The 21,670-nt window shown below is 39.1% G+C and carries 17 protein-coding genes; 11 read left to right on the top strand and 6 right to left on the bottom strand.

What is annotated here, in order from left to right:
- Nucleotides 1-9 precede the first annotated feature (9 nt).
- The 4 genes from lpxM to INQ00_RS08940 all read left to right on the top strand — a co-directional run bounded on the left by lpxM (nt 10) and on the right by INQ00_RS08940 (nt 4,675).
- Nucleotides 10-969: a lauroyl-Kdo(2)-lipid IV(A) myristoyltransferase gene (lpxM, locus tag INQ00_RS08955; protein WP_197546833.1), complete on the top strand. Its 960-nt coding sequence runs from the start codon at nt 10-12 to the stop codon at nt 967-969.
- A gap of 113 nt (nt 970-1,082) precedes the next feature.
- On the top strand, nt 1,083-1,625 hold the full coding sequence (gene apt, locus INQ00_RS08950) for an adenine phosphoribosyltransferase (RefSeq protein WP_005698770.1): 543 nt from the start codon (nt 1,083-1,085) through the stop codon (nt 1,623-1,625).
- 16 nt (nt 1,626-1,641) lie between these two features.
- Nucleotides 1,642-3,786 (top strand): DNA polymerase III subunit gamma/tau, encoded by a 2,145-nt coding sequence (dnaX, locus tag INQ00_RS08945; protein ID WP_197546832.1) that lies wholly within the window; start codon nt 1,642-1,644, stop codon nt 3,784-3,786.
- Between the two features lie 40 nt (nt 3,787-3,826).
- On the top strand, nt 3,827-4,675 hold the full coding sequence (locus INQ00_RS08940; RefSeq protein WP_197546831.1) for a DUF808 domain-containing protein: 849 nt from the start codon (nt 3,827-3,829) through the stop codon (nt 4,673-4,675).
- A 66-nt stretch (nt 4,676-4,741) separates the two neighbouring features.
- Here INQ00_RS08940 and proA read toward each other — a convergent pair whose 3' ends face one another.
- Both proA and INQ00_RS08930 read right to left on the bottom strand, forming a co-directional pair.
- Nucleotides 4,742-5,995 carry a glutamate-5-semialdehyde dehydrogenase gene (gene proA, locus INQ00_RS08935; protein ID WP_197546830.1) on the bottom strand — a complete coding sequence of 418 codons (1,254 nt, stop codon included), beginning with the start codon at nt 5,993-5,995 and terminating at the stop codon, nt 4,742-4,744.
- A 15-nt stretch (nt 5,996-6,010) separates the two neighbouring features.
- On the bottom strand, nt 6,011-6,673 hold the full coding sequence (locus tag INQ00_RS08930) for a trimeric intracellular cation channel family protein (protein ID WP_054418676.1): 663 nt from the start codon (nt 6,671-6,673) through the stop codon (nt 6,011-6,013).
- A gap of 133 nt (nt 6,674-6,806) precedes the next feature.
- Here INQ00_RS08930 and INQ00_RS08925 point away from each other — a divergent pair, with 133 nt between their 5' ends.
- On the top strand, nt 6,807-7,607 hold the full coding sequence (locus tag INQ00_RS08925; protein WP_197546829.1) for an HI_1241 family integral membrane domain: 801 nt from the start codon (nt 6,807-6,809) through the stop codon (nt 7,605-7,607).
- Nucleotides 7,607-8,485, top strand: coding sequence for a DMT family transporter (locus INQ00_RS08920; protein WP_054418680.1), 879 nt, complete (start codon nt 7,607-7,609; stop codon nt 8,483-8,485). Before INQ00_RS08925 ends, INQ00_RS08920 begins: the two co-directional genes overlap by 1 nt.
- A 51-nt stretch (nt 8,486-8,536) precedes the next feature.
- On the opposite strand, the gene INQ00_RS08915 is transcribed toward INQ00_RS08920, so the two are convergent.
- Nucleotides 8,537-8,755, bottom strand: coding sequence for an HP1242/YdcH family protein (locus tag INQ00_RS08915; RefSeq protein ID WP_049357594.1), 219 nt, complete (start codon nt 8,753-8,755; stop codon nt 8,537-8,539).
- 238 nt (nt 8,756-8,993) lie between these two features.
- Between INQ00_RS08915 and serS the strand changes: the two genes are divergently transcribed.
- Both serS and tehA read left to right on the top strand, forming a co-directional pair.
- Nucleotides 8,994-10,283 carry a serine--tRNA ligase gene (serS, locus tag INQ00_RS08910; protein ID WP_054418682.1) on the top strand — a complete coding sequence of 430 codons (1,290 nt, stop codon included), beginning with the start codon at nt 8,994-8,996 and terminating at the stop codon, nt 10,281-10,283.
- Nucleotides 10,284-10,439: 156 nt separating this feature from the next.
- Complete coding sequence (gene tehA, locus INQ00_RS08905; protein ID WP_197546828.1) at nt 10,440-11,384, top strand: dicarboxylate transporter/tellurite-resistance protein TehA; 945 nt, start codon at nt 10,440-10,442, stop codon at nt 11,382-11,384.
- Nucleotides 11,385-11,463: 79 nt separating this feature from the next.
- Here the strand turns inward: tehA and INQ00_RS08900 are convergent, their stop codons facing one another.
- The gene (locus tag INQ00_RS08900) at nt 11,464-12,177 is read right to left on the bottom strand and encodes a GntR family transcriptional regulator (protein ID WP_054418686.1); all 714 of its coding nucleotides are present in this window, start codon (nt 12,175-12,177) and stop codon (nt 11,464-11,466) included.
- Between the two features lie 195 nt (nt 12,178-12,372).
- Between INQ00_RS08900 and malQ the strand changes: the two genes are divergently transcribed.
- Genes malQ through INQ00_RS08885 form a run of 3 tightly spaced genes read left to right on the top strand, consistent with a single transcriptional unit; the run spans nt 12,373 to nt 18,623 of the window.
- A complete protein-coding gene (gene malQ / locus INQ00_RS08895) occupies nt 12,373-16,146 on the top strand; it encodes a 4-alpha-glucanotransferase (protein WP_197546827.1) in 3,774 nt (1,257 codons plus the stop codon).
- Nucleotides 16,147-16,156: 10 nt separating this feature from the next.
- Entirely contained in the window at nt 16,157-16,948 is a 792-nt protein-coding gene (locus INQ00_RS08890) for an endonuclease/exonuclease/phosphatase family protein (RefSeq protein ID WP_070868063.1), read from the top strand.
- Nucleotides 16,949-16,958: 10 nt separating this feature from the next.
- Nucleotides 16,959-18,623 (top strand): PTS transporter subunit IIBC, encoded by a 1,665-nt coding sequence (locus INQ00_RS08885; protein ID WP_070868062.1) that lies wholly within the window; start codon nt 16,959-16,961, stop codon nt 18,621-18,623.
- A gap of 202 nt (nt 18,624-18,825) precedes the next feature.
- Here the strand turns inward: INQ00_RS08885 and rnb are convergent, their stop codons facing one another.
- Together rnb and INQ00_RS08875 are read right to left on the bottom strand one after the other, a co-directional pair.
- Nucleotides 18,826-20,805, bottom strand: coding sequence for an exoribonuclease II (gene rnb, locus INQ00_RS08880; RefSeq protein ID WP_197546826.1), 1,980 nt, complete (start codon nt 20,803-20,805; stop codon nt 18,826-18,828).
- Nucleotides 20,806-20,871: 66 nt separating this feature from the next.
- The gene (locus tag INQ00_RS08875; RefSeq protein ID WP_049365990.1) at nt 20,872-21,660 is read right to left on the bottom strand and encodes an SDR family oxidoreductase; all 789 of its coding nucleotides are present in this window, start codon (nt 21,658-21,660) and stop codon (nt 20,872-20,874) included.
- Between the last annotated feature and the right edge of the window lie 10 nt (nt 21,661-21,670).

Raw genomic sequence — 21,670 nt, 5'->3', positions numbered from 1 at the left:
CGATTGATTATGACAGATTCTCAAAAAAAATTACGTATTACGGCACGAACAGGCTATGAACCACATTTTTCATGGTCATATTTGCACCCGAAAAATTGGGGCATTTGGCTTGGTATTTTTGTGCTTTTGTTACTTGCTTTTGTGCCATTTCGTTTACGCGATAAAATGGCCGAGAAACTGGCTCGTGCGCTGACGAAAAAAATCGGTAAACCACGTATTCGTGCCGAGATTAATTTGAAACTCTGTTTCCCAGATTGGACGGCTGAGCAGCGTGAAAAAGTGATTGAAGAGATGTTTGTGACGGTCGCACAAGTCATGCTTGGTATTGGTGAAATTGCCATTCGTTCTAAAAAACATTTACAAAAACGCAGTGAATTCATTGGTCTTGAGCATATCAAACAAGCCAAAGCCGAAGGGCATAACATCATTTTGATGGTGCCACATGGTTGGGCGATAGATGCCTCTGGCATTATTTTGCATACACACGGCATGCCGATGACGTCAATGTATAACCCGCACCGAAATCCATTGGTGGACTGGTTGTGGACTTTAGCGCGTCAGCGTTTTGGTGGAAAAATGCATGCTCGCCAAAATGGTATTAAGCCGTTTTTAGCACACATCAAACAAGGTCAAATGGGATATTATCTTCCTGATGAAGATTTTGGTGCCGAGCAAAGTGTCTTTGTGGATTTCTTTGCCACTTATAAAGCCACGCTTCCTGGATTAAACAAAATGGCAAAATTAGCGAAAGCGGTGGTTATCCCAATGTTCCCTCGTTATAACGCTAAGAATGGGAAGTATGAAATGGAAATTCGCCCACCGATGCAATTAAGCGACGATCCTGAGCAATCAGCCCGTGCGATGAACGAAGAAATTGAGTATTTCGTTACGCCAACACCCGAACAATATGTCTGGATTTTACAGCTTCTTCGTACTCGAAAAGACGGGGAAGATATTTACCCAGATTAATTCATTTTATTTACAAAAGTGCGGTCAAAATTCACCGCACTTTTGCATTTTTATATGCTAGAATGCGAGCCTAAAAACAGGATTTTTTCTTACTCTTTTTTGAGCAATTATTTATGAACAAACAACTTGAATTAATCAAATCTTCTATCAAATCTATCCCAAATCATCCAAAAGAAGGCATTATTTTCCGTGATATCACGAGCTTACTTGAAGTGCCTGCGGCTTTTAAAGCCACAATCGATTTGATCGTTGAAAAGTATAAAGATCAAGGACTCACAAAAGTAATTGGTACTGAGTCTCGTGGATTTATTTTTGGTGCGCCAGTTGCATTAGCATTAGGCTTGCCATTTATCCCCGTTCGTAAACCGGGCAAATTACCGCGTGAAGTGATTGCACAGTCTTATCAGTTAGAATACGGTCAAGACACCCTTGAATTGCACACAGATGCCATTTCACAAGGTGATAATGTGTTAATCATTGATGATTTGTTAGCAACGGGTGGAACAGTTGAAGCTACCGTGAAATTAGTTCAACGTTTAGGTGGTGAAGTGAAACATGCTGCCTTTGTGATTAATTTGCCAGAATTAGGGGGCGAAAAACGCTTACGTGATTTAGGCATTGATTGCTACACCTTAGTGAATTTTGAAGGCCATTAATTTTTAAAGGGATGCGATGAGCTACCAAGTTTTAGCCAGAAAATGGCGACCAAAAAACTTTTCTGAAGTAGTGGGGCAAAGCCATGTACTCACTGCTTTGGAAAACGGTTTAAAAGAAAACCGTTTACATCATGCTTATTTATTTTCCGGCACTCGTGGCGTAGGTAAAACCTCCATTGCTCGTTTATTTGCGAAAGGCTTGAATTGTGTAAACGGTATTACTGCCGATCCTTGCGGTGAATGTGAAAACTGTAAAGCGATCGAAGCAGGCAACTTTATTGATTTAATTGAAATCGATGCGGCTTCTCGTACCAAAGTAGAGGATACGCGTGAGCTCTTAGACAACGTGCAATATAAGCCGGTAGTGGGGCGTTATAAAGTCTATCTAATCGATGAAGTCCATATGCTTTCCCGCCATTCTTTCAATGCGTTGTTAAAAACCTTGGAAGAACCGCCTGAATATGTGAAATTCCTACTCGCTACAACGGATCCTCAAAAATTACCGATTACGATTTTATCCCGTTGTATGCAATTTCATCTCAAAGCATTAGATGAACCGCAAATTTCAGCACATCTTAATCGCGTGCTTACTGCCGAAAATATTCCTTTTGATGCGCCAGCATTAGATAAATTAGCCAAAGCTGCACAAGGTAGTATTCGTGATAGCTTAAGTTTAACAGATCAAGCGATAGCCATGGGCAACGATAAAGTTTCCACTGATGTGGTGAATACCATGCTTGGGCTGTTAGACGAAGATCAGCCGATTGAAATCATTTACGCCTTACACCAAGGTAACGGTGAGCGTTTAATGAAAACCATCCAAACGGTGGCAGAAAAAGCGGGCGATTGGGATGAGTTATTGGCAGAAACAGCTGAGAAATTGCATCAAATTGCCTTAATGCAGTTGCTTGCTAAAAATACCATAGATGAAAACGATCACTTAGGCTTTCTGGCTAAACATATTTCACCGGAAGACGTACAATTTTTCTATCAAGTAATTGTATCGGGTCGAAAAGAATTAGCCTCCGCACCAAATCGTCGAATTGGTGCAGAAATGACATTATTGAGGGCGCTGGCATTCCACCCAAAGTTCCTTACGGCAGCACAAACGTCTAAACAAGGCGGGCTATCCCCTGAACAAAATACACAGAAAAGTGCGGTTGAAAATCAGCCTGTTTCTGGTTATGTAGATATGCCGGTGCTGTCGCAAAACATCAAAGCAAATTATTTTGTACAAGCGCAAAAGCCAATGGCTCAATCGGCGATTGTGCATTCTTCAACTTCTCAACCTGTTTCCACTCAAACCTCATCTTCATTGAATTTAGCCAGCCTTGCTGCGCTAGAGGCATTGAATCAATTAACGAAAATTGAGCAATCAGAGCGCCAGCATCATCATGATGAACAGCAAGCTGCAGTGGAAGAAACCTTACATCATCTTCAAGAGTTAGACGAGCAAAAAAACGCGCCTAAAATGACCGCACTTCCAGTGCGTGAGATGACGCCACCGAAAGCGACGCAAACGAAAGCAGCGGTGCCAAATCCAATGACTCAACAGGCTGACGAGTTAAAGCAAGGTATTGAAACGGTGGAAAATACCATTGATGACAATGCTGAAATGGACGCGGAAGAGCAAGAAATTCTGGATGCGGAAACTTATCGTTGGGAGTGGAGTAATCCGGATTTAGCCAAAGTGGATAGCGGTGTGCGTCCTTCTGATATTAAACAGGCGATGTTGAAAGATGTGACACCAGAATTGCGTGAGAAAATTATTCAAATTACGCAAAAACAAGATCCTTGGACGGATATCGTCGAACGTTCTGGTGTGATTGGCTTTTCAAAAGAGTTGGCATTAAATTGCTTTATTAAGTCGCAAACAGAAGATGAAATTCAACTCGGGCTTCATTCTGAAAAAGTGCATTTAAAACAAGATCGAAATATTAAAAATTTAGTGGAGCATCTTGAACGTTTATATGAAAAACCAGTCAAATTGTCAATTTTTGTTGAAGATTCCGATGTTTTAACACCAATGGATTACCGTAAAAAAGTTTATCAGGAGTTGCGTGAACAGGCATGTACGGATTTACAGCAAGATAAAAAACTGCTTTTATTACAAAAAGAGTTTGATGCGAAGTTGGATGTCGAAAGCATTCGACCAGTTTAAAACTCATTTCTCTAAATTTTAACTTTATAAAGGAAAGAATATGGCGTTTAGTTCTCTTTTTACCCTTATTGATGACATTGCATCGATTCTTGATGATGTTGCCTTAATGACCAAAATGGCAGCCAAGAAAACTGTTGGTGTGGTAGGCGATGACTTAGCCTTAAATGCTAATCAGGTAACAGGGGCATCTTCCGATCGTGAATTACCCATTGTCTGGGCTGTCACCAAAGGATCGTTAGTCAATAAAATCATTTTAATTCCAATTGCTTTACTGCTTTCTGCGTTTTTACCTTGGTTGATCGTACCACTTCTGATGGTTGGTGGGGCATATTTGTGTTTTGAAGGTGTAGAGAAAATTCTACATAAATTTATTGCTCATGAAGAGCATGAAGAAAAAACAACCTTTAATGAATCCGCTAAAATTAAAGGGGCAATTCGTACTGATTTTATTCTTTCCGCTGAAATTATCATTATTGCATTGGGCGAATTAACCGAAGCGAGCTTGCTGACTCGCATTATTTCCCTTTCGGTAGTGGGTATTGGGATTACTATTTTTGTTTATGGCTTAGTAGCATTAATTGTTAGAGCAGATGATTTTGGTTTATACCTTATCAAAAAAGGTGGCGTAGCGAAGTCAATCGGGAATGCAATTTTAGTGATTATGCCTAAATTTATGCGCTCACTTAGTTTTATCGGTACGCTCGCAATGTTCTTAGTAGGTGGTGGTATTTTCGTACATAATGTGGGTTTCATTCATCATTTGCTCGCTGATTATCAATTAGCCGATGGTTTATTAGGTAATGTGGCGACGTTAGTCGTGGGTGTGATTGTTGGGGCGATTGCTTGTGCGATTGTATTACCCGCGATGAAATTATTCGGTAAACACTAAAAACGAGATAAAAAATAACCGCACTTTGATGCTTTCAAGGTGCGGTTTTTTTATAGATGAAACAAACTATTTGCGAGAAGTGTAATCGCCGACACAAACCCATTTATAGCTGGTTAAGGCTTCTAATCCCATTGGGCCACGAGCATGAAGTTTTTGAGTACTTACCGCCACTTCAGCACCTAAACCAAATTGTCCGCCATCGGTAAATCGGGTACTTGCATTAACATACACGGCTGCTGCATCCACTTGATTGATAAATTGTGTGGCTAGTCGTTGGTTTTCCGTCAAGATACTTTCTGAATGTTGTGTGCCATATTCACGGATGTGAGCAATCGCCGCATCCATATCTTCAACCACCACAACATTGAGATCGAGTGAACCCCATTCTTGGCGTAGTGCTTGTTCAGTCACTTCTTGCACATCGACATTTGCAGCTTGAAGAATCGAAAGTGCGGTCGATTTCGCATGGAATTTCACTTTTTTCTCAGCTAAATATTTCGAGAGTTTTGGCAGGAAGGTTTCTGCAATCGAACGTTGAACTAAAAGCGTTTCCAACGTATTACATGTGCTTGGACGTTGGCATTTTGCATTCGCAATCACCGCAAAGGCTTTTTCTTGGTCAGCACTTTCTTCCACAAAAAGATGGCAAACACCAACACCACCGACAATCACCGGAATAGTGGAATGTTGTTTACAAAGCTCATGTAAGCCCGCACCGCCACGAGGAATAATCATATCCACATAGCGATCCAATTTAAGCAGTTGCATCACAAGTTCACGATTCGGATCCACAATAGCTTGGACTGCATGGCGTGGTAAGCCAGCCTGTTCAAGGGCATTTTGTACCACTTCCACCAAAATTTGGTTGGAATGTTGTGTTTCTTTTCCACCACGTAAAATCACGGCATTACCAGTTTTTAAGCAAAGGCTTGCCACATCAATGGTTACATTTGGACGCGCTTCGTAAATGGTACCAATCACGCCAAGTGGAGTACGGACTCGTTCGATCTTTAATCCGCTATCTAAGGTGCCACCATCAATGATTTTACCCACAGGATCGGCGAGCGAAATCACATGACGCACATCATTCGCAATGCCTTTTAGGCGATCTTCTGTTAATAAAAGACGATCAATTAAGGCTTCGGATAAACCATTTTGTTTTGCAATTTCAATATCTTTTTGGTTAGCGGCAAGAATACGATCTGCTTGCTGTTCTAATTGATCTGCAATAATACTGAGCGCATGATTTTTTTCAGTGGTGTTTAACTGCGCTAAAATAAAGGCTGCATCTTTAGCCTGTTTGCCCATTTGTTCTAACATAATTATTCCTTTTAATTATTTTGTTTTCTTCGGTAATTTATCATTTGTTTCTTCTTCTTGCTCTTGGAAATCGAAAACGGGTAGTCCCCAACCGAATCGAACAGCAAGTAAACGTAGTGCAAAACCGCTAAATAACGTGAGTAAAATTGAAAGCGTATGCTCTAATTGAATGTGTTGGAATGCCATATACATAGCCGCGGAGAAGAATGACACGCTCGCGTAAAGTTCTTTTTGGAATACAAGAGGAATACGGTTACAAAGTAAATCACGTAATACACCACCAAATGCCCCCGTCACCGTTGCTGCAATGGATGTCACGGTAAAACCATAACCCATATCAATGGCAATTTGTGCGCCGATAATGGAATACACGATTAATCCTAAAGCATCTAATACCAAGAAAATGGTGCGAAAGTAGCGCATAAAATGTTTGATGAAGGGCGCAATAAAAACGGTTAATACTGCCGCACCAGCTACCATGATGAAATATTCAGGATGTTTAACCCAGCCAACAGGGTAGTGCCCTAATAATACATCGCGTACTGTACCTCCGCCAATCGCCGTTACACAGGCGATAATAATTACCCCGAAAATATCCATTTTTTCTCGTCCAGCGGCTAATGCGCCGGTAATTCCTTCGGCGGTAATTCCAATAATATAAAGTACGCTTAATAGCATTTTTTTGTGGTTCCTAAAGTGCGGTTATCATTTTGCTTATTTTAAAAGGGAATGAGGCAAAATGCACGAAAGCCATTAAAAAAAGCCGTAAATTTTGGCATAATGATGCCTTCTTTTTCTAATCGAGAATCTTATGTCAGAAGAACAATCCAAACCCTTGGCCGCATTTCTTGCGATATTGCCAATTGGGTTGCTATTAATGGTCGATTTTTTTATAGAATCTTTGCAACTTGCTGAAAAATTGATTCCTCATTTAGCCTTTGGTGTACTGATTGCCCAATTACTTTGTTTAGTTGCCTTTATTAAAGGGGAAATTTGCCCAGGGCAGCGTGGACGGTTAATTAAAGCAAATGTCTGTTTTGCACTTTATTGGTTCGTTTGGCTAGGGATAAGCTTGGCCTCACCACATCATTACGTGATGACTGATATTGTCAGCTTATGCGGGTTATCTGCCGTATATGCAGTGTGGAAACAACCTAAAGATGAAGTCGCTCGCCGTGGTTTTCTCTTAATGGCATCGTTGGTGAGTGGATTTGGTATCATTGCCTATTTGATAATTTTCTTTGGCAATCCAACACCGAATTTCGTGCAGTATAATCCATTTGCACAAGCGGTGATGGGCGTCTTGTTGGCAAATTTATGCTTGTCCGTTTCTCGTAATCGTCTGCAAGGTTTCATTGCGTTACTACCGTTATTGATGATTTTACTGCTTGCGATTAATGCATTGGCAGTACTGATTTTTATTATTTATCAAGGCACAAGTGCGGTCGTTTTTTCGAACGTTTTCGCATACGGCATTTATTTTCTGCTTCACTTAGTGATAGCGGGTGTATTGCTCTTACAGAGTGTAAAGAAATGGAAGCTCAGCTATAACAGCCTACTCATTTTGTTCTTTATGGCGGCGAGTTTGCCAGTCTGGGCGATGTTTATTTAATGGATAAAGTAAAATCTTACGCCGCCCCGATGTTAGTCGTGGGCTGCGTGCTATTCGGTTTAGGAAGCCTAATTGTTAAGTTTGTGCCAGTAGGTGGTTATGCCATCGCATTTTGGCGCTTACTTATTGCCTCTTTTATTTTCTGGTTCTTAATGAAATTAAAAAGACAACGTTTTCCTAAAAGTCGTAAAGCGATGATGTATGCCGTATTCTCTGGTATCTTTTTAGCTTTTGATTTATCTTTTTGGCATGAAAGTGTCTATGCGGTAGGGCCAGGTATTTCAACGTTGCTGAATAGCTTGCAGATTTTCTTTTTGGCGGCAATTGGCTATTTTTTCTTTGGCGAACGTCAAAGCAAACTACAAATGTTAAGTCTATTTTTAGCGGTTGTTGGTGTTATCTTAATCTCAGGGGAAGAGCTACAGCATAATTTTGAAGGCATGTATGGCATTATCATTGGGCTCATTTCTGCTGGCTTGCTTGCAGCCTCAATGGTTATGATTAAAAAAGTACACGAAGAAGAACCAACGGCTTTATTCTCACTCATGTTTATTCTGAGCTTAAGTGGTGCTTTCGTCTTAATTATTCCTTCGCTGATTTTTAATCCTGATAATCTTTATCCTACGACTTTCTCCGATTGGGGATTGGTCTTCATTTATGGTGCGGTGATGCAATGTGTCGCCTGGGGCATGATTGCTTATACCATTCCTTATTTATCGTTAGGCTTAACCGGTTTATTACTGCTTTCTGAACCCGTGGTGGCGCTCGTGATTGATTATTTTGGATTGGATAAGCCCATCAATTATTGGCAATGGGCGGGGGCAGTGCTGACATTAGTCGCGATTTATCTGGGCTCTCAAAAAAACAAAACCTCTTAAAACAAAAAAGTGCGGTAAATTTCACCGCACTTTGTCTTTACATTAAACCAATTACTCAGCTGCTTTCTTTTTCAAGTATTGATAGAGCTCGTCTTTAATCCGTAATTTTTCTTTTTTCAAGTTCTCAATTTCCGTATGAGTTGCGAGTTCTATGTTATCGATCTTATTTTTGATCTCTTGGTCTAATGCATTGTGCTTTTCAAACAAGCGATCAAAATAAGCATCTTTGTTTTTAAGCTTAGTAATTAAATCGCGAAATTCAGGAAACATAGGTTACTCCTCTTGGTTAACGTTCATTTTCATTATAGAACTTTTTTTTGCTGTTTCTAGTGTCTCATTCTCAGAATTTGACAGAGATCACAAAATTAAATCATGGCTAAGTACGGTCATAAAATTTGATGTTTTTGAAAGAGTTAATAAAAGAAAAATCAGGCTTTTAACTGGTTTATTTGGCGAAAGCGCGCTAGAATAAAGGTATCTGTTTCATAATGAAAAATAGGGAATTCCAATGATCGATCCAAATTTACTCCGTAATAATCTGACTGAAGTAGCAGAAAAATTAAAAGTAAAACGTAACTTTATTCTTGATACGGAAAAACTTACCGCATTAGAAGAACAACGCAAAGATTTACAAGTAAAAACTGAGACATTACAAGCAGAGCGTAACGCGCGTTCTAAAGCCATTGGTGCGGCAAAAGCACGTGGTGAAGACATTGCACCATTATTGGCTGAAGTAGATAACATGGGCGAACAGCTTAACGAAGCGAAAACTCAACTTGATGCCGTGTTAGCAGAAATCAATCAAATCGCGTTAAGCATTCCAAACATCCCTGCGGATGAAGTGCCATTAGGTAAAGATGACACTGAAAATAAAGAAATTTTACGTTGGGGTACACCGCGTACGTTTGATTTTGAGATCAAAGATCACGTGTCATTAGGTGAAGATGCTAATGGCTTAGATTTTGCAGCAGGGGCTAAATTAGCGGGTGCGCGCTTTGCGGTCATGAAAGGTCAAATTGCTAAAATGCACCGTGCATTAGCACAATTCATGTTAGATCTTCATACCGAACAACATGGTTATTTAGAAGCTTATGTACCTTATTTAGTTAACCATGCGACCCTTTATGGCACAGGCCAATTACCAAAATTTGGTGAAGATTTATTCCATACTTTAGCGCTAGAAGGCGAACAACCTTACGCATTAATCCCGACAGCGGAAGTACCGGTAACTAACCTTGTTCGTGATGTGATTGTTGATGAAGCAGATTTGCCAATCAAAATGACCGCACATACACCATGTTTCCGCTCTGAAGCAGGATCTTATGGTCGTGATACCCGTGGTTTAATTCGTATGCACCAATTCGATAAAGTGGAAATGGTACAAATCGTCGATCCAGATAAATCTATGGAAGCGCTTGAAGAATTAACAGGCCATGCAGAAAAAGTATTACAACTTTTAAATCTACCATATCGTAAAGTATTACTTTGTACCGGTGATATGGGCTTTGGTTCTTGCAAAACTTACGACTTAGAAGTGTGGGTGCCTGCACAAGATACTTACCGTGAGATTTCTTCTTGCTCTAATATGTGGGATTTCCAAGCACGCCGTATGCAAGCACGTTGCAAAGCAAAAGGTGATAAGAAAACTCGCTTAGTGCATACATTGAATGGCTCTGGTTTGGCAGTAGGTCGTACATTAGTGGCTGTGCTTGAGAACTATCAAAATGCAGACGGCTCAATTACGGTACCAGAAGTATTACGTCCTTACATGGGCGGATTAGAAGTGATCTGCAAATAATCAAAAATATATTAATTCAATTTAGGGCTAATGTTTATTAGCCCTTTCTTTCATTTAGAGCAATGAGATTTTTATTCTAGTCTTTGAGATAAATCCACATCAATATTCACGCATTTATAGGTAATCTTATAAGGTATCAATTTTAGGAGAATAATAATGACTGATAAACGACCTTTTCCTTTGCCAACTGGGTATTTCGCGATTCCATTAGGCTTGGGTGCCTTGTCTTTAGCCTGGCTGCATATGGGCGATACGCTCTCTTTTTCTCGGAATGTAAGTGATATTATTGGATTAATTTCTGTTTCAGTATGGGCACTTTTCGTCTTGCTTTATATTTATAAAATGATTTATTTCTCTCACGAAGTACGCGATGAATATTGCTGTCAGATACGTTTTTCTTTTCTTGCCTTAATACCGATTACAACGATGTTAAGCGGGGATATTCTATATCGTTGGTTTCCTCTCATTGGTGAGGGATTAATTTGGATCGGGACGATTGGGCAATTATTGTTTGCTTCTGTGCGTATTAGTGCATTATGGAAAGATGGCACATTTGAGCAGAAATCGACATTGCCACCATTTTATTTACCCTCTGTAGCCACTAACTTTACCAGTGCCTCATCATTAGCGTTGTTAGGCTATCAAGATTTAGGCTATTTGTTCTTAGGGGCGGGGATGATTGCTTGGATTATTTATGAACCGGTGTTATTCCAACGTTTACGCGTGTTGCAGATTGAACCACAATTTCGTCCAACCATGGGGATCATTCTCGCGCCAGCATTTGTGGGCTCATCGGCTTACTTATCGCTTAATGGAGGCGAGATCGATCTTTTCGTTAAGCTCTTATGGGGATACGGTTTTTTACAAATGTTCTTTTTAATTCGTCTGTTCCCTTGGATTAGTGAAAAAGGACTGAATATTGGGTTCTGGGCTTTTTCATTCGGATTAGCTTCTTTAGCGAATGGGGCGGTTTCTTTTGTTCATCATAATGTACTGAGCGGATTGGCAAACGGTGCATTTATCTTTGCTAACTTGATGATGAGCGGTTTGGTGCTGATGACATTAGGAAAAATTTTTAAAGGACAATTTTGGTTAAAATAGCTTAAATAAAAAGTGCGGTTAAAAATAACCGCACTTTTTTTTATGAATTTTTTAAATAACAACCTATCATTTACAAAAACTAGACATGTCGTTTTGCTGTTGATGTAAATGCAATTTTATCTGGTCGATAGCTAATACTCCCATATTGAAACGGTCGCCCATCAGCCAAATAAGTGGTACTCGTCACATTCACAACCATGTCATACTCACCAAGATCGATCGCATTTTTTTCTTCTTTGTTTGCATAGCGAAAGACAATTTTTCGTTGTGAGTGGCTAATTTTTAATTTTAATTCGTTTTCCAGGTAGTGATAAATAGAGTGTTCTGCGATTTCTCGACTAATAAACGGCACGATGCGGCGATCAAAATAAGAAACCTCATATTCAACGGCTTCGCCATCGATTTCACGCAGACGAGCAATGCGGTAGAAATCGATCTGATCATCGACATTAAAAATATGCATCAGCTCTTCTTCACCTTGCACAATATACAAGCTGGTTAATGTAGTTTTTACTTGGTGTGTTGAGGCACTATTTAATTCGCTAACGGTTTTAATTTCAGAAAGCATTTGTGGTTTAGATAAATCATGTTCTAAAACAATCGAATTTCGGCCTTGTTGCTTTTGAATATAGCCATCAATTTCAAGTAAAGAAAGTGCTTTTCGAATAGTGTCTTTGGAAAAACCATAGCTTTGCATGAGTTCATTTTCACTCGGGAGCTCTTGCAATGGTGCGAAATTACCATTGTTAATTTGGGTCTTTATCTCGTTATAGACCTGCTTGTACTTGCTCATTTTTAATCCTTTTATCGACCGTTCGTTCCATAGGTGTCGTCATAGCATATCATAAAATCATAAATGTTATACGTATAAAATGTGACAAAAGTCACACATTTACGAAAATGTTATTAACTTTTACGTATAAGTTGTTGCATAAAAATACGTTTAGGTTAGAATGAGCCAAAATGATAACTTCCTAGAGGAAATATTATGCTTACTCGTTCAAGTGGTGTTCTTATGCACATTACCTCACTACCAAATGCATTCGGAATTGGTAGTTTTGGGCAATCGGCTTATGAGTTTGTTGATTTTTTAGTTGAAACTAAACAAACTTATTGGCAAATTCTTCCACTTACCACCACCAGCTATGGTGATTCTCCTTATCAATCTTTCTCTGCAATCGCAGGCAATACTCACTTTATTGATTTTGATTTATTAACCCAAATGGGGTTATTGAAAGAAGCAGATTATGCCTCAGTCAATTTTGGGGATGATCCAACTAGTGTTGATTATGAACGAATCTTCTCTGCGCGCCGTCCAATTTTAGAAACGGCAGTGAAAAATTTTTTAGCGAATCAATCATTCCAAGCTGATTTCCAAAATTTTGAAAAAAACAACCGCTTGTGGTTAGACGATTTTGCTGAGTTTATGGCAATTAAAGAGCATTTCGGCAATCAAGCATTGCAAAAATGGGCTGATAAAAAAGCGGTAGCGCGTGATCCAAAAACATTAGAAAAATATCGCACCATGTTAGCGGATCAAATTCAGTACTTTAAAGTGACGCAATATTTCTTCTTCAAACAATGGGGCGAATTAAAAGATTACGCGAATCAAAAGGGCATTAAGATTATCGGTGATATGCCGATTTATGTGGCGGCAGATAGCGTAGAAGTTTGGACAAAACCAGAACTCTTCCAATTAGATAAAGAACGCAATCCGCTTTTTGTCGCGGGGGTTCCTGCCGATCAATTCAGTGCAACGGGGCAGCTTTGGGGCAACCCACTTTACGATTGGGAAGAACATAAAAAACAAGGCTATACTTGGTGGATTCACCGCATTGAAGAAAGCTTCAAGATTTATGATGTACTCCGCATCGACCATTTCAAAGGTTTCTCCGATTATTGGCAAGTAGATGGAAAAGCTGATATTGCTAAATACGGTAGTTGGCAGCCTGGTCCGGGTTATGACTTATTCAAAGTGGTTAAAGAACAACTAGGCGATTTGCCGATTATTGCTGAAGACTTAGGTAATATTGATGAAAAAGCCAGAAAGCTACTTACAGATTGTAATTATCCAGGCATGAAGATTTTGCAATTTGGCTTTGAAGATGTCAGTGGAAAAAGCTTAGATAGCCCGCATTATTGCATACCACATTCTATTGCTTATACAGGCACGCATGATAATGATGTGACCAATGGTTGGTATAACGGTCTTACCACCCAACAGCAGCAATATATCAATGATTATACGCACCGTCATAATGATGAGTCGATTTGCCAAGCAATGATTCGTCAGCTCTTTGCAACGGTCAACAATACTGCGATTGCAACGATGCAAGATATTTTAGATTCACCTGCGAGTTCAAGAATGAATGTTCCGTCAACAATTGGTGGAAACTGGCAATGGAGAATGCAGAAATCTGATTTAACACAAGATAAAAAAGACTTTTTAGCCAAAATGACCACGTTATATCAACGTGCTAATCAGGAAATCCCTATGATTAAATTTAGTACATTTGTAAAAAACAAAACCAATAAATCGCTTGAACAATTAAGCGATAAAGAAACTTATATTCAATTATTAAATTACGTGAAAACACTCTCTGCAGATAAACCTAAAAACACAGGTAAACGTAAGGTTTATTATATTTCTGCAGAATTCTTAATTGGTAAATTACTTTCTAATAACCTGATTAACCTTGGTGTGTATCAAGACATCAAAACGGAATTAGAAAGTGCGGGTAAATCATTAAGCCATATTGAAGATATTGAGCCAGAACCGTCTTTAGGAAATGGTGGGTTAGGTCGTTTGGCTTCTTGTTTTATTGATTCAATGTCTACGCTTGGCTTAAATGCTGAGGGGGTAGGTTTAAACTATCATTATGGGTTGTTCAAACAAGTCTTTAAAAAGAATGAACAACATGCTGAGCCTAATGACTGGATTGAAGATAGCTCTTGGTTAATTCCAACGGATATTAGCTATGAGGTGCCATTTAAGAAATTTACGTTAACTTCTAAATTAGATCGTATTGATATTCTAGGTTATAAGAAAGACACAAAAAACTATCTCAATTTATTTGATATTAAATCAGTGAATCCTAAACTGATTAAAAAAGGTATCGAGTTTGATAAAACTGCAATTGAAGAAAATCTAACATTATTCCTTTATCCAGATGATTCAGATAAAAATGGGGAATTACTGCGTATTTATCAACAATACTTCATGGTATCAAATGCAGCACAATTATTAATTGATGAAGCGATTGAACGTGGCAGTAATTTACATGATTTAGCCGATTATGCGTATGTTCAGATCAACGATACTCACCCTTCAATGGTGATTCCTGAATTAATTCGCTTATTAACGGAAAAACATCAGATTAAATTTGCAGAAGCCGTTGAAATTGTACGTAAGATGGTGGGCTACACAAACCATACAATTTTGGCTGAAGCATTAGAAAAATGGCCACTCGCTTATTTAGATGAAGTGGTGCCGCATTTAGTGGTGATCATTAAAAAATTAGATAAATTAGTGCGTGCCGAGTATAAAGATCCTGCCGTACAAATTATTGATAAACAAAAACGTGTGCATATGGCGCACATGGACATCCACTTTTCAAATTCTGTGAATGGTGTGGCGGCATTACATACGGAGATTTTGAAAAATTCAGAGCTTAAAGCGTTCTATGCGTTATATCCTGAAAAATTTAATAATAAGACAAACGGCATTACCTTCCGCCGTTGGTTAGAGTTTTCTAACCAACCATTAGCTGCTTATATTAAAGAATTGATTGGCGATGAGTATTTGCATGATGCAACGAAATTAGAAAAATTGTTAGCCTTTAAAGATGATAAAAAGGTTCATCAACAATTAGCGAAAATTAAGTTTGAAAACAAATTAGCATTAAAAGCGTACCTTAAAGAAAATAAAGGTATTGATTTAGATGAAAATTCAATCATTGATACGCAAATTAAGCGTTTCCATGAATATAAACGCCAACAAATGAATGCGCTTTATGTGATTCATAAATACTTAGAAATTAAAGCGGGTAAATTACCAAAACGTAAAATTACGGTGATTTTTGGTGGAAAAGCCGCACCAGCTTACGTGATTGCACAGGATATTATTCATTTAATTCTTTGCTTATCTGAGTTAATCAATAATGATCCTAAAGTGAATAAGTATTTAAACGTGCATTTGGTGGAAAACTATAATGTGAGCGTAGCGGAAAAACTGATTCCTGCAACCGATATTTCAGAGCAAATTTCACTTGCCTCTAAAGAAGCTTCCGGTACAGGGAATATGAAATTTATGCTTAATGGGGCGTTAACACTAGGCACAATGGATGGCGCTAATGTTGAAATTGCAGAATTAGCAGGTGCTGAAAATATCTATACATTCGGTAAAGACTCAGAAAGCATTATTAAACTTTATGAAACAGCAGGTTATGTTTCAAAAGAGTATTATGAAAACGACAAAGAGATTAAAAGAGCGGTTGATTTTATTCTTAATCCTGCGGTGGTGAAATTAGGTAATAAAACACGTTTAGAACGTCTTTATAACGAGTTATTAAATAAAGACTGGTTTATGACGTTAATTGACTTTAATGCTTATGTCGACGCGAAAGAACAAATCTTAGCAGATTATGAAGATCAAGATAGTTGGAATGAGAAAGTAGTTCACAATATCGCAAAAGCGGGCTTTTTCTCATCAGATCGTACTATTGCTCAATATAATGCAGACATCTGGCATTGTGAGGGCTAAGGGGGAAGCAATGAAACTACTTACCCTGAATGTACACGCTTGGTTAGAAGCTAACCAAGCGGAAAAAATAGAGATTCTTGCTGATACTATTGTAGAAAAGGGCTATGACATCATTGCCTTACAAGAGGTTAATCAATTGATGTCGGCTTCTGCGATTTCGCCAACATTAAAGCAAGATAACTATGGTGTCATTCTGTTGAATAAAATCAATCAACGCGTTGCACAAAAATATTCGCTTTTTTGGAGCAATTCGCATATTGGTTACGATAAATATGATGAAGGCATTGCGTTTTTAACCCGTTTGCCTGTTTATGATGTTGATGCGTTTTATTGTAGCCAACATCAACGTCTTGACTCAATTCTTTCGCGTAAAATCATTGGCTTGACGGTAGAATATCAAGGACAGTTAATTGAATGTTATTCTTGCCATATCAATTTGCCAAATTGTGATGGGGAAAACCAACTCGATAATGTTCGTTATATTGTAGAACGGAGTCAAAGTGCGAATCTTAAAATCTTGATGGGCGATTTCAATACTGATGCAATAAGCGACCAGCAAGCTTACCAACAAATTAAATCCTTAGGCTTATTCGATACATTTGAAATGGCAGAACAGAAGGATAGTGGCATCACTGTAGAGAAAGCGATTGACGGCTGGAAAGGCCATAGTCAAGAAAAGCGATTAGATTATATTTTTTTAAATCAGGCAAAAAAGGTTTTATCCAGTCAGGTTATTTTTAATGGGAAAAATAAACCGATTGTTTCCGACCATTTTGGCGTAGAAGTAGATCTCATCTTGTAGGAGGATTGATATGAAAAAACTACTCAGTTTTGAGTTTTGGCAAAAATTCGGTAAATGCCTAATGGTTGTGATTGCCGTTATGCCAGCAGCGGGTTTAATGGTGAGTATTGGTAACTCACTGCCTTTGATTAGTGACGCAGAATGGCTAGCGCGTGTCGGAAACATTATCGCTCAAATTGGTTGGGGGATTATCGGTAATCTTCATTTATTATTTGCTTTAGCAATTGGTGGTAGCTGGGCAAATGAGCGAGCAGGTGGGGCATTTGCAGCGGGCCTTGCTTTCATTTTAATTAACTTAATCACTGGTCACTTTTTCGGTGTGAAGATTGAAATGCTAGCCGATCCAAATGCTCACGTAAGTACCGTATTTGCAGGAGAAATCCCAGTTGCACATTACTTTGTGAATATTCTAGGACAGCCTGCGTTGAATATGGGGGTATTCGTCGGTATTATTGCGGGTTTTGTGGGGGCAACAACCTTCAATAGTTACTACAATTTCCGTAAATTACCTGAAGTACTCACTTTCTTTAATGGTAAACGTTTTGTTCCTTTCGTTGTCATTTATCGTTCTGTATTAGTCGCTATCGTTTTATCGCTATTCTGGCCTTTAGTTCAAACTGGAATTAACCATTTCGGTCAATGGATTGCGAACTCACAAAACTCAGCGCCAATTTTAGCACCATTTATTTATGGTACCTTAGAACGTCTGTTGCTTCCATTTGGTTTACATCATATGTTGACTATCCCAATGAACTACACTTCATTAGGCGGTACTTATGAGTTCTTAACCGGTGCACAACAAGGTAAACAAGTATTTGGCCAAGACCCACTGTGGCTTGCCTGGGTGACTGACTTAATTAACCTTAAAGATGCGGGTAACTTAACCCAATATAACGAACTTCTTTCAACCGTGACACCTGCTCGATTTAAAGTAGGACAAATGATTGGTTCAACTGGTATCTTAATGGGCTTGACTCTCGCAATGTATATCAATGTGGATGAAGACAAGAAAAAACTCTATAAAGGTATTTTCCTTTCATCAGCACTTGCGGTGTTCTTAACAGGGGTAACAGAGCCAATCGAATACATGTTTATGTTTGTCGCATTACCACTTTATATTGTTTATGCTTTAGTACAAGGTTGTGCTTTCGCCATGGCAGATATTGTGGACTTACGTGTGCATTCATTCGGTAACATTGAGTTCTTAACGCGTACACCAATGGCAATTAAAGCAGGCATTGGTATGGATGTGCTCAACTTTATTTGGGTATCTATCCTCTTTGCCGTTGCCATGTTCTTTATCGCAAACTTTATGATTAAGAAATTTAACCTTGCCACAGCAGGCCGTAATGGTAACTATGATGCAAAAGGTTCAGATGAAGCTTCTAGCGATGAACCAAAAGTGGCGAATGCTAGCGCACAAGTTATTCAAATCATCAACTTACTTGGCGGACGTAATAATATCGCGGATGTTGATGCTTGTATGACACGTTTACGTATCACTGTACATAATCCAGATTTAGTGGGTGATGAAGCAAGCTGGAAACAAGCGGGTGCAATGGGCTTTATTGTGAAAGGATCTGGTATCCAAGCGATTTATGGGCCAAAAGCAGATGTCTTAAAATCGGATATTCAAGACGTGCTTTCATCTGGCGTTGATATTCCTAAAATGTAATTCAACCTAAATGCTAATTTTATCCCCGCTCTTCAAGGCGGGGATATCATATACCTCTCCTAGATATTGAATATCTTCAATATATCTCCAAAATTCCTTTATTTGATACCATCTATAAAATATTGTCACAACTTCGGCGCTAGAAAAAATACCGCTCATTGTGTAACGAGCGGTATTTCTAGTGTTAGAAGGGAGGTGGTCATTAAATGATTAACTGACCGATAATACTGCGAGTTTCTTCTCGAACCTCGGTAAGTTTCACTTTCACTAAATCACCGATTTTGTAACGGCGTTCCCCTTGAATATACAGTGCCAATTCATCAGCATTCACTTGCATTTCATCTTTATTTGGATGCAATGTGGAGGCCGGTACGAACATAGATGCGCCATTTTCCAATAATTGGACACGTAAACCACCACGCATCACATCTTGCACTTCTGCATCAAATTCAGCATTTTCTGCGACTTTATCAGCAAGATAGCGACAATATAACCAGTCTGCAATATCACGTTCAACCAAGCGATTTTGACGACGGGCTTCTTGTAAGCGAGCAAGGACTTCATCTTGTGGTTTTTCACAAGCTTGCTGTGTGAGCACGGCTTTAATTAAACGATGGTTCACCATATCGGAATATTTACGGATAGGCGATGTCCAAGTTGCATAACCTTCTAATCCAAGCCCAAAATGTGGAGCAAGTTCTGATTTAAATTCCGCAAAGGTTAAATAACGACGTAAACGGAATTCTAAATAGTCACCTTCAATCGGTTCAATATCATGACGCATTTGGCAATAACCCTTTAAGGTTGCCAAATTTTCTACCGAATAGCGTTCAGCAAGCTCGGCTTGATTTTCTTCATTAGCTAAATTTGCCATTAAGAAATTATGTGCGTTTTCTAAGAATTTCTTATCAAACCCAGAGTGTGTATTAAAAATACCGGTTTGCGCTTGTTCAGCTAAGAATTGAGCCGCACAGATATTAGCAATAATCATGGATTCTTCCACGATTTGATTTGCAATACGACGATATTCCGCTTTAATTTCTTTCACTTTGCCATTTTCAGCGAGAATAAAGGAGTAATCCGGTTTCTCTTTAAATAAAAGAGAATGCGTTTTACGCCATTGAATACGTGCTTTAGTAAATTGATGTAACCAATCAATTTGCTGTGCAATTTTTGGTGTTTCCGGTTGCCATGCATCCGGTACTTGTTCTAAATAATCTGAGATCTTGTTATAGACTAATTTCGCTTTAGATTGCACATAAGCAGACACAAAATTCGGTTTAGCCGTGATGTTACCTGCAAGATCCGTTTCAATGTAACACACTAATGCAGGACGAGTTTCATTTGCCATTAATGAACATAATTCATCAGATAATTCACGAGGCAACATAGGAATGTTGAAGCCAGGCAAATAATTGGTGAAACAACGCTGTTTAGCGTCTTTTTCAATTTGTGAATCTAATGCAATGTAAGCTGTTGGATCCGCAATGGCAACGACTAATCGCCAGCCGGTTTGCGTACCATTTTGCTCGACAGGTTCGATGTAAAGGGCATCGTCCATATCCTGAGTGCTTTCAGAGTCAATGGTGACAAAATGAAGTGCGGTCAGATCTTCACGTGTTTGTTGATCTAACATTTCATAACTCTCTGCACCTTGCACAGGATGACGAGATTGTTCATGACGAGCCAATGTGACCCACCAAGGGGCTAATTCATCATCAGCACGGCAAATAAATTGATTGATGGTGGCATAGAAAAAGCGATCATCACGTAATGGGTGCGTTTTCAAATTTGCGACAACCCAGTCGTCTTCTTGTAATTCTTCTTTGACGGATTTGGCTTGTTGCGCACCAATGGGTTGGTTGATACTTGGATGATCAACCAAAACTTGCAATTTCTTGTCTTTATTGAACCGCACTTTGGCAATAAAGCGCGTGAGCATTGGCTCAATTAATTCTTCAGGTTCAGCTTGCTCTTTATCGCCTTGCTTTTCAATGGTGGCTTTGATTTTGTCACCATGCATCACTTTTTTCATTGCAGGGGGGGCAATAAAGTAGCTTTTTTTATCGCACTCTAAAAAACCATAAGCTTTATCAGTACTTTTTACCACGCCTTCAACGTGTTCTTTGCTATCGTGGATTTGTTGCTTAAGTTGTGCGAGTAGTGGATTATCTTGGAACATAGTTATATTTAAAAAAAGAGAAAAGGCAGACTGAAAAGCCTGCCTAAAAATAGATTGTACGAAAAATTATTCTTCGCCTAATTCGCCCATTGCAGTGATGCTGAAACCTGCATCGACGTGAACGATTTCACCGGTAATACCAGATGCTAAATCAGAGCATAAGAATGCTGCAGAGTTACCCACATCTTCGATAGTAACAGTGCGGCGTAACGCTGCGGTTTTCTCAAATGCAGAAAGCATTTTCTTGAGGTTTTTAATACCTGATGCTGCTAAGGTACGGATAGGACCAGCAGAGATCGCATTCACACGAATACCTTCTTTACCTAAATCAGCCGCCATTACGCGAGTTGCCGCTTCAAGAGACGCTTTCGCTAAACACATGACGTTGTAGTTAGGAATCGCGCGCTCTGCACCTAAGTAAGAAAGGGTTAATAATGCTGCATTTGGATTTAAGTAAGGACGTGCTGCTTGTGCCATAGCAACGAAGCTGAATGCACTGATATCGTGAGCGATACGGTAGCCTTCACGAGTTGCTGCGTTTACGTAATCACCATCTAATTGGTCGCCTGGTGCGAATGCGATAGCGTGTACGAAACCATCAAATTTTTCCCAACGTTTGCTTAATTCAGCAAAGCAGTTTTGGATGCTTTCATCGGTCGCTACGTCTAAAGGTAATACGATGTCAGAACCAAATTCTTTTGCAAATTCTTCTACGCGTGGTTGTAATTTATCGTTTAAATAAGTGAAAGCAAGTTCAGCGCCTTGTTCTTTCATTGCTTTTGCAATCCCGTAAGCGATAGAACGGTTGCTTGCAAGACCTGTTACTAAAATACGTTTACCAGTTAAGAAACCCATATTTTTTCCT

Source organism: Haemophilus parainfluenzae (genome assembly GCF_014931275.1).
Taxonomy (GTDB): domain Bacteria; phylum Pseudomonadota; class Gammaproteobacteria; order Enterobacterales; family Pasteurellaceae; genus Haemophilus_D.
This window is presented reverse-complemented; position numbering and strand designations above follow the sequence as displayed.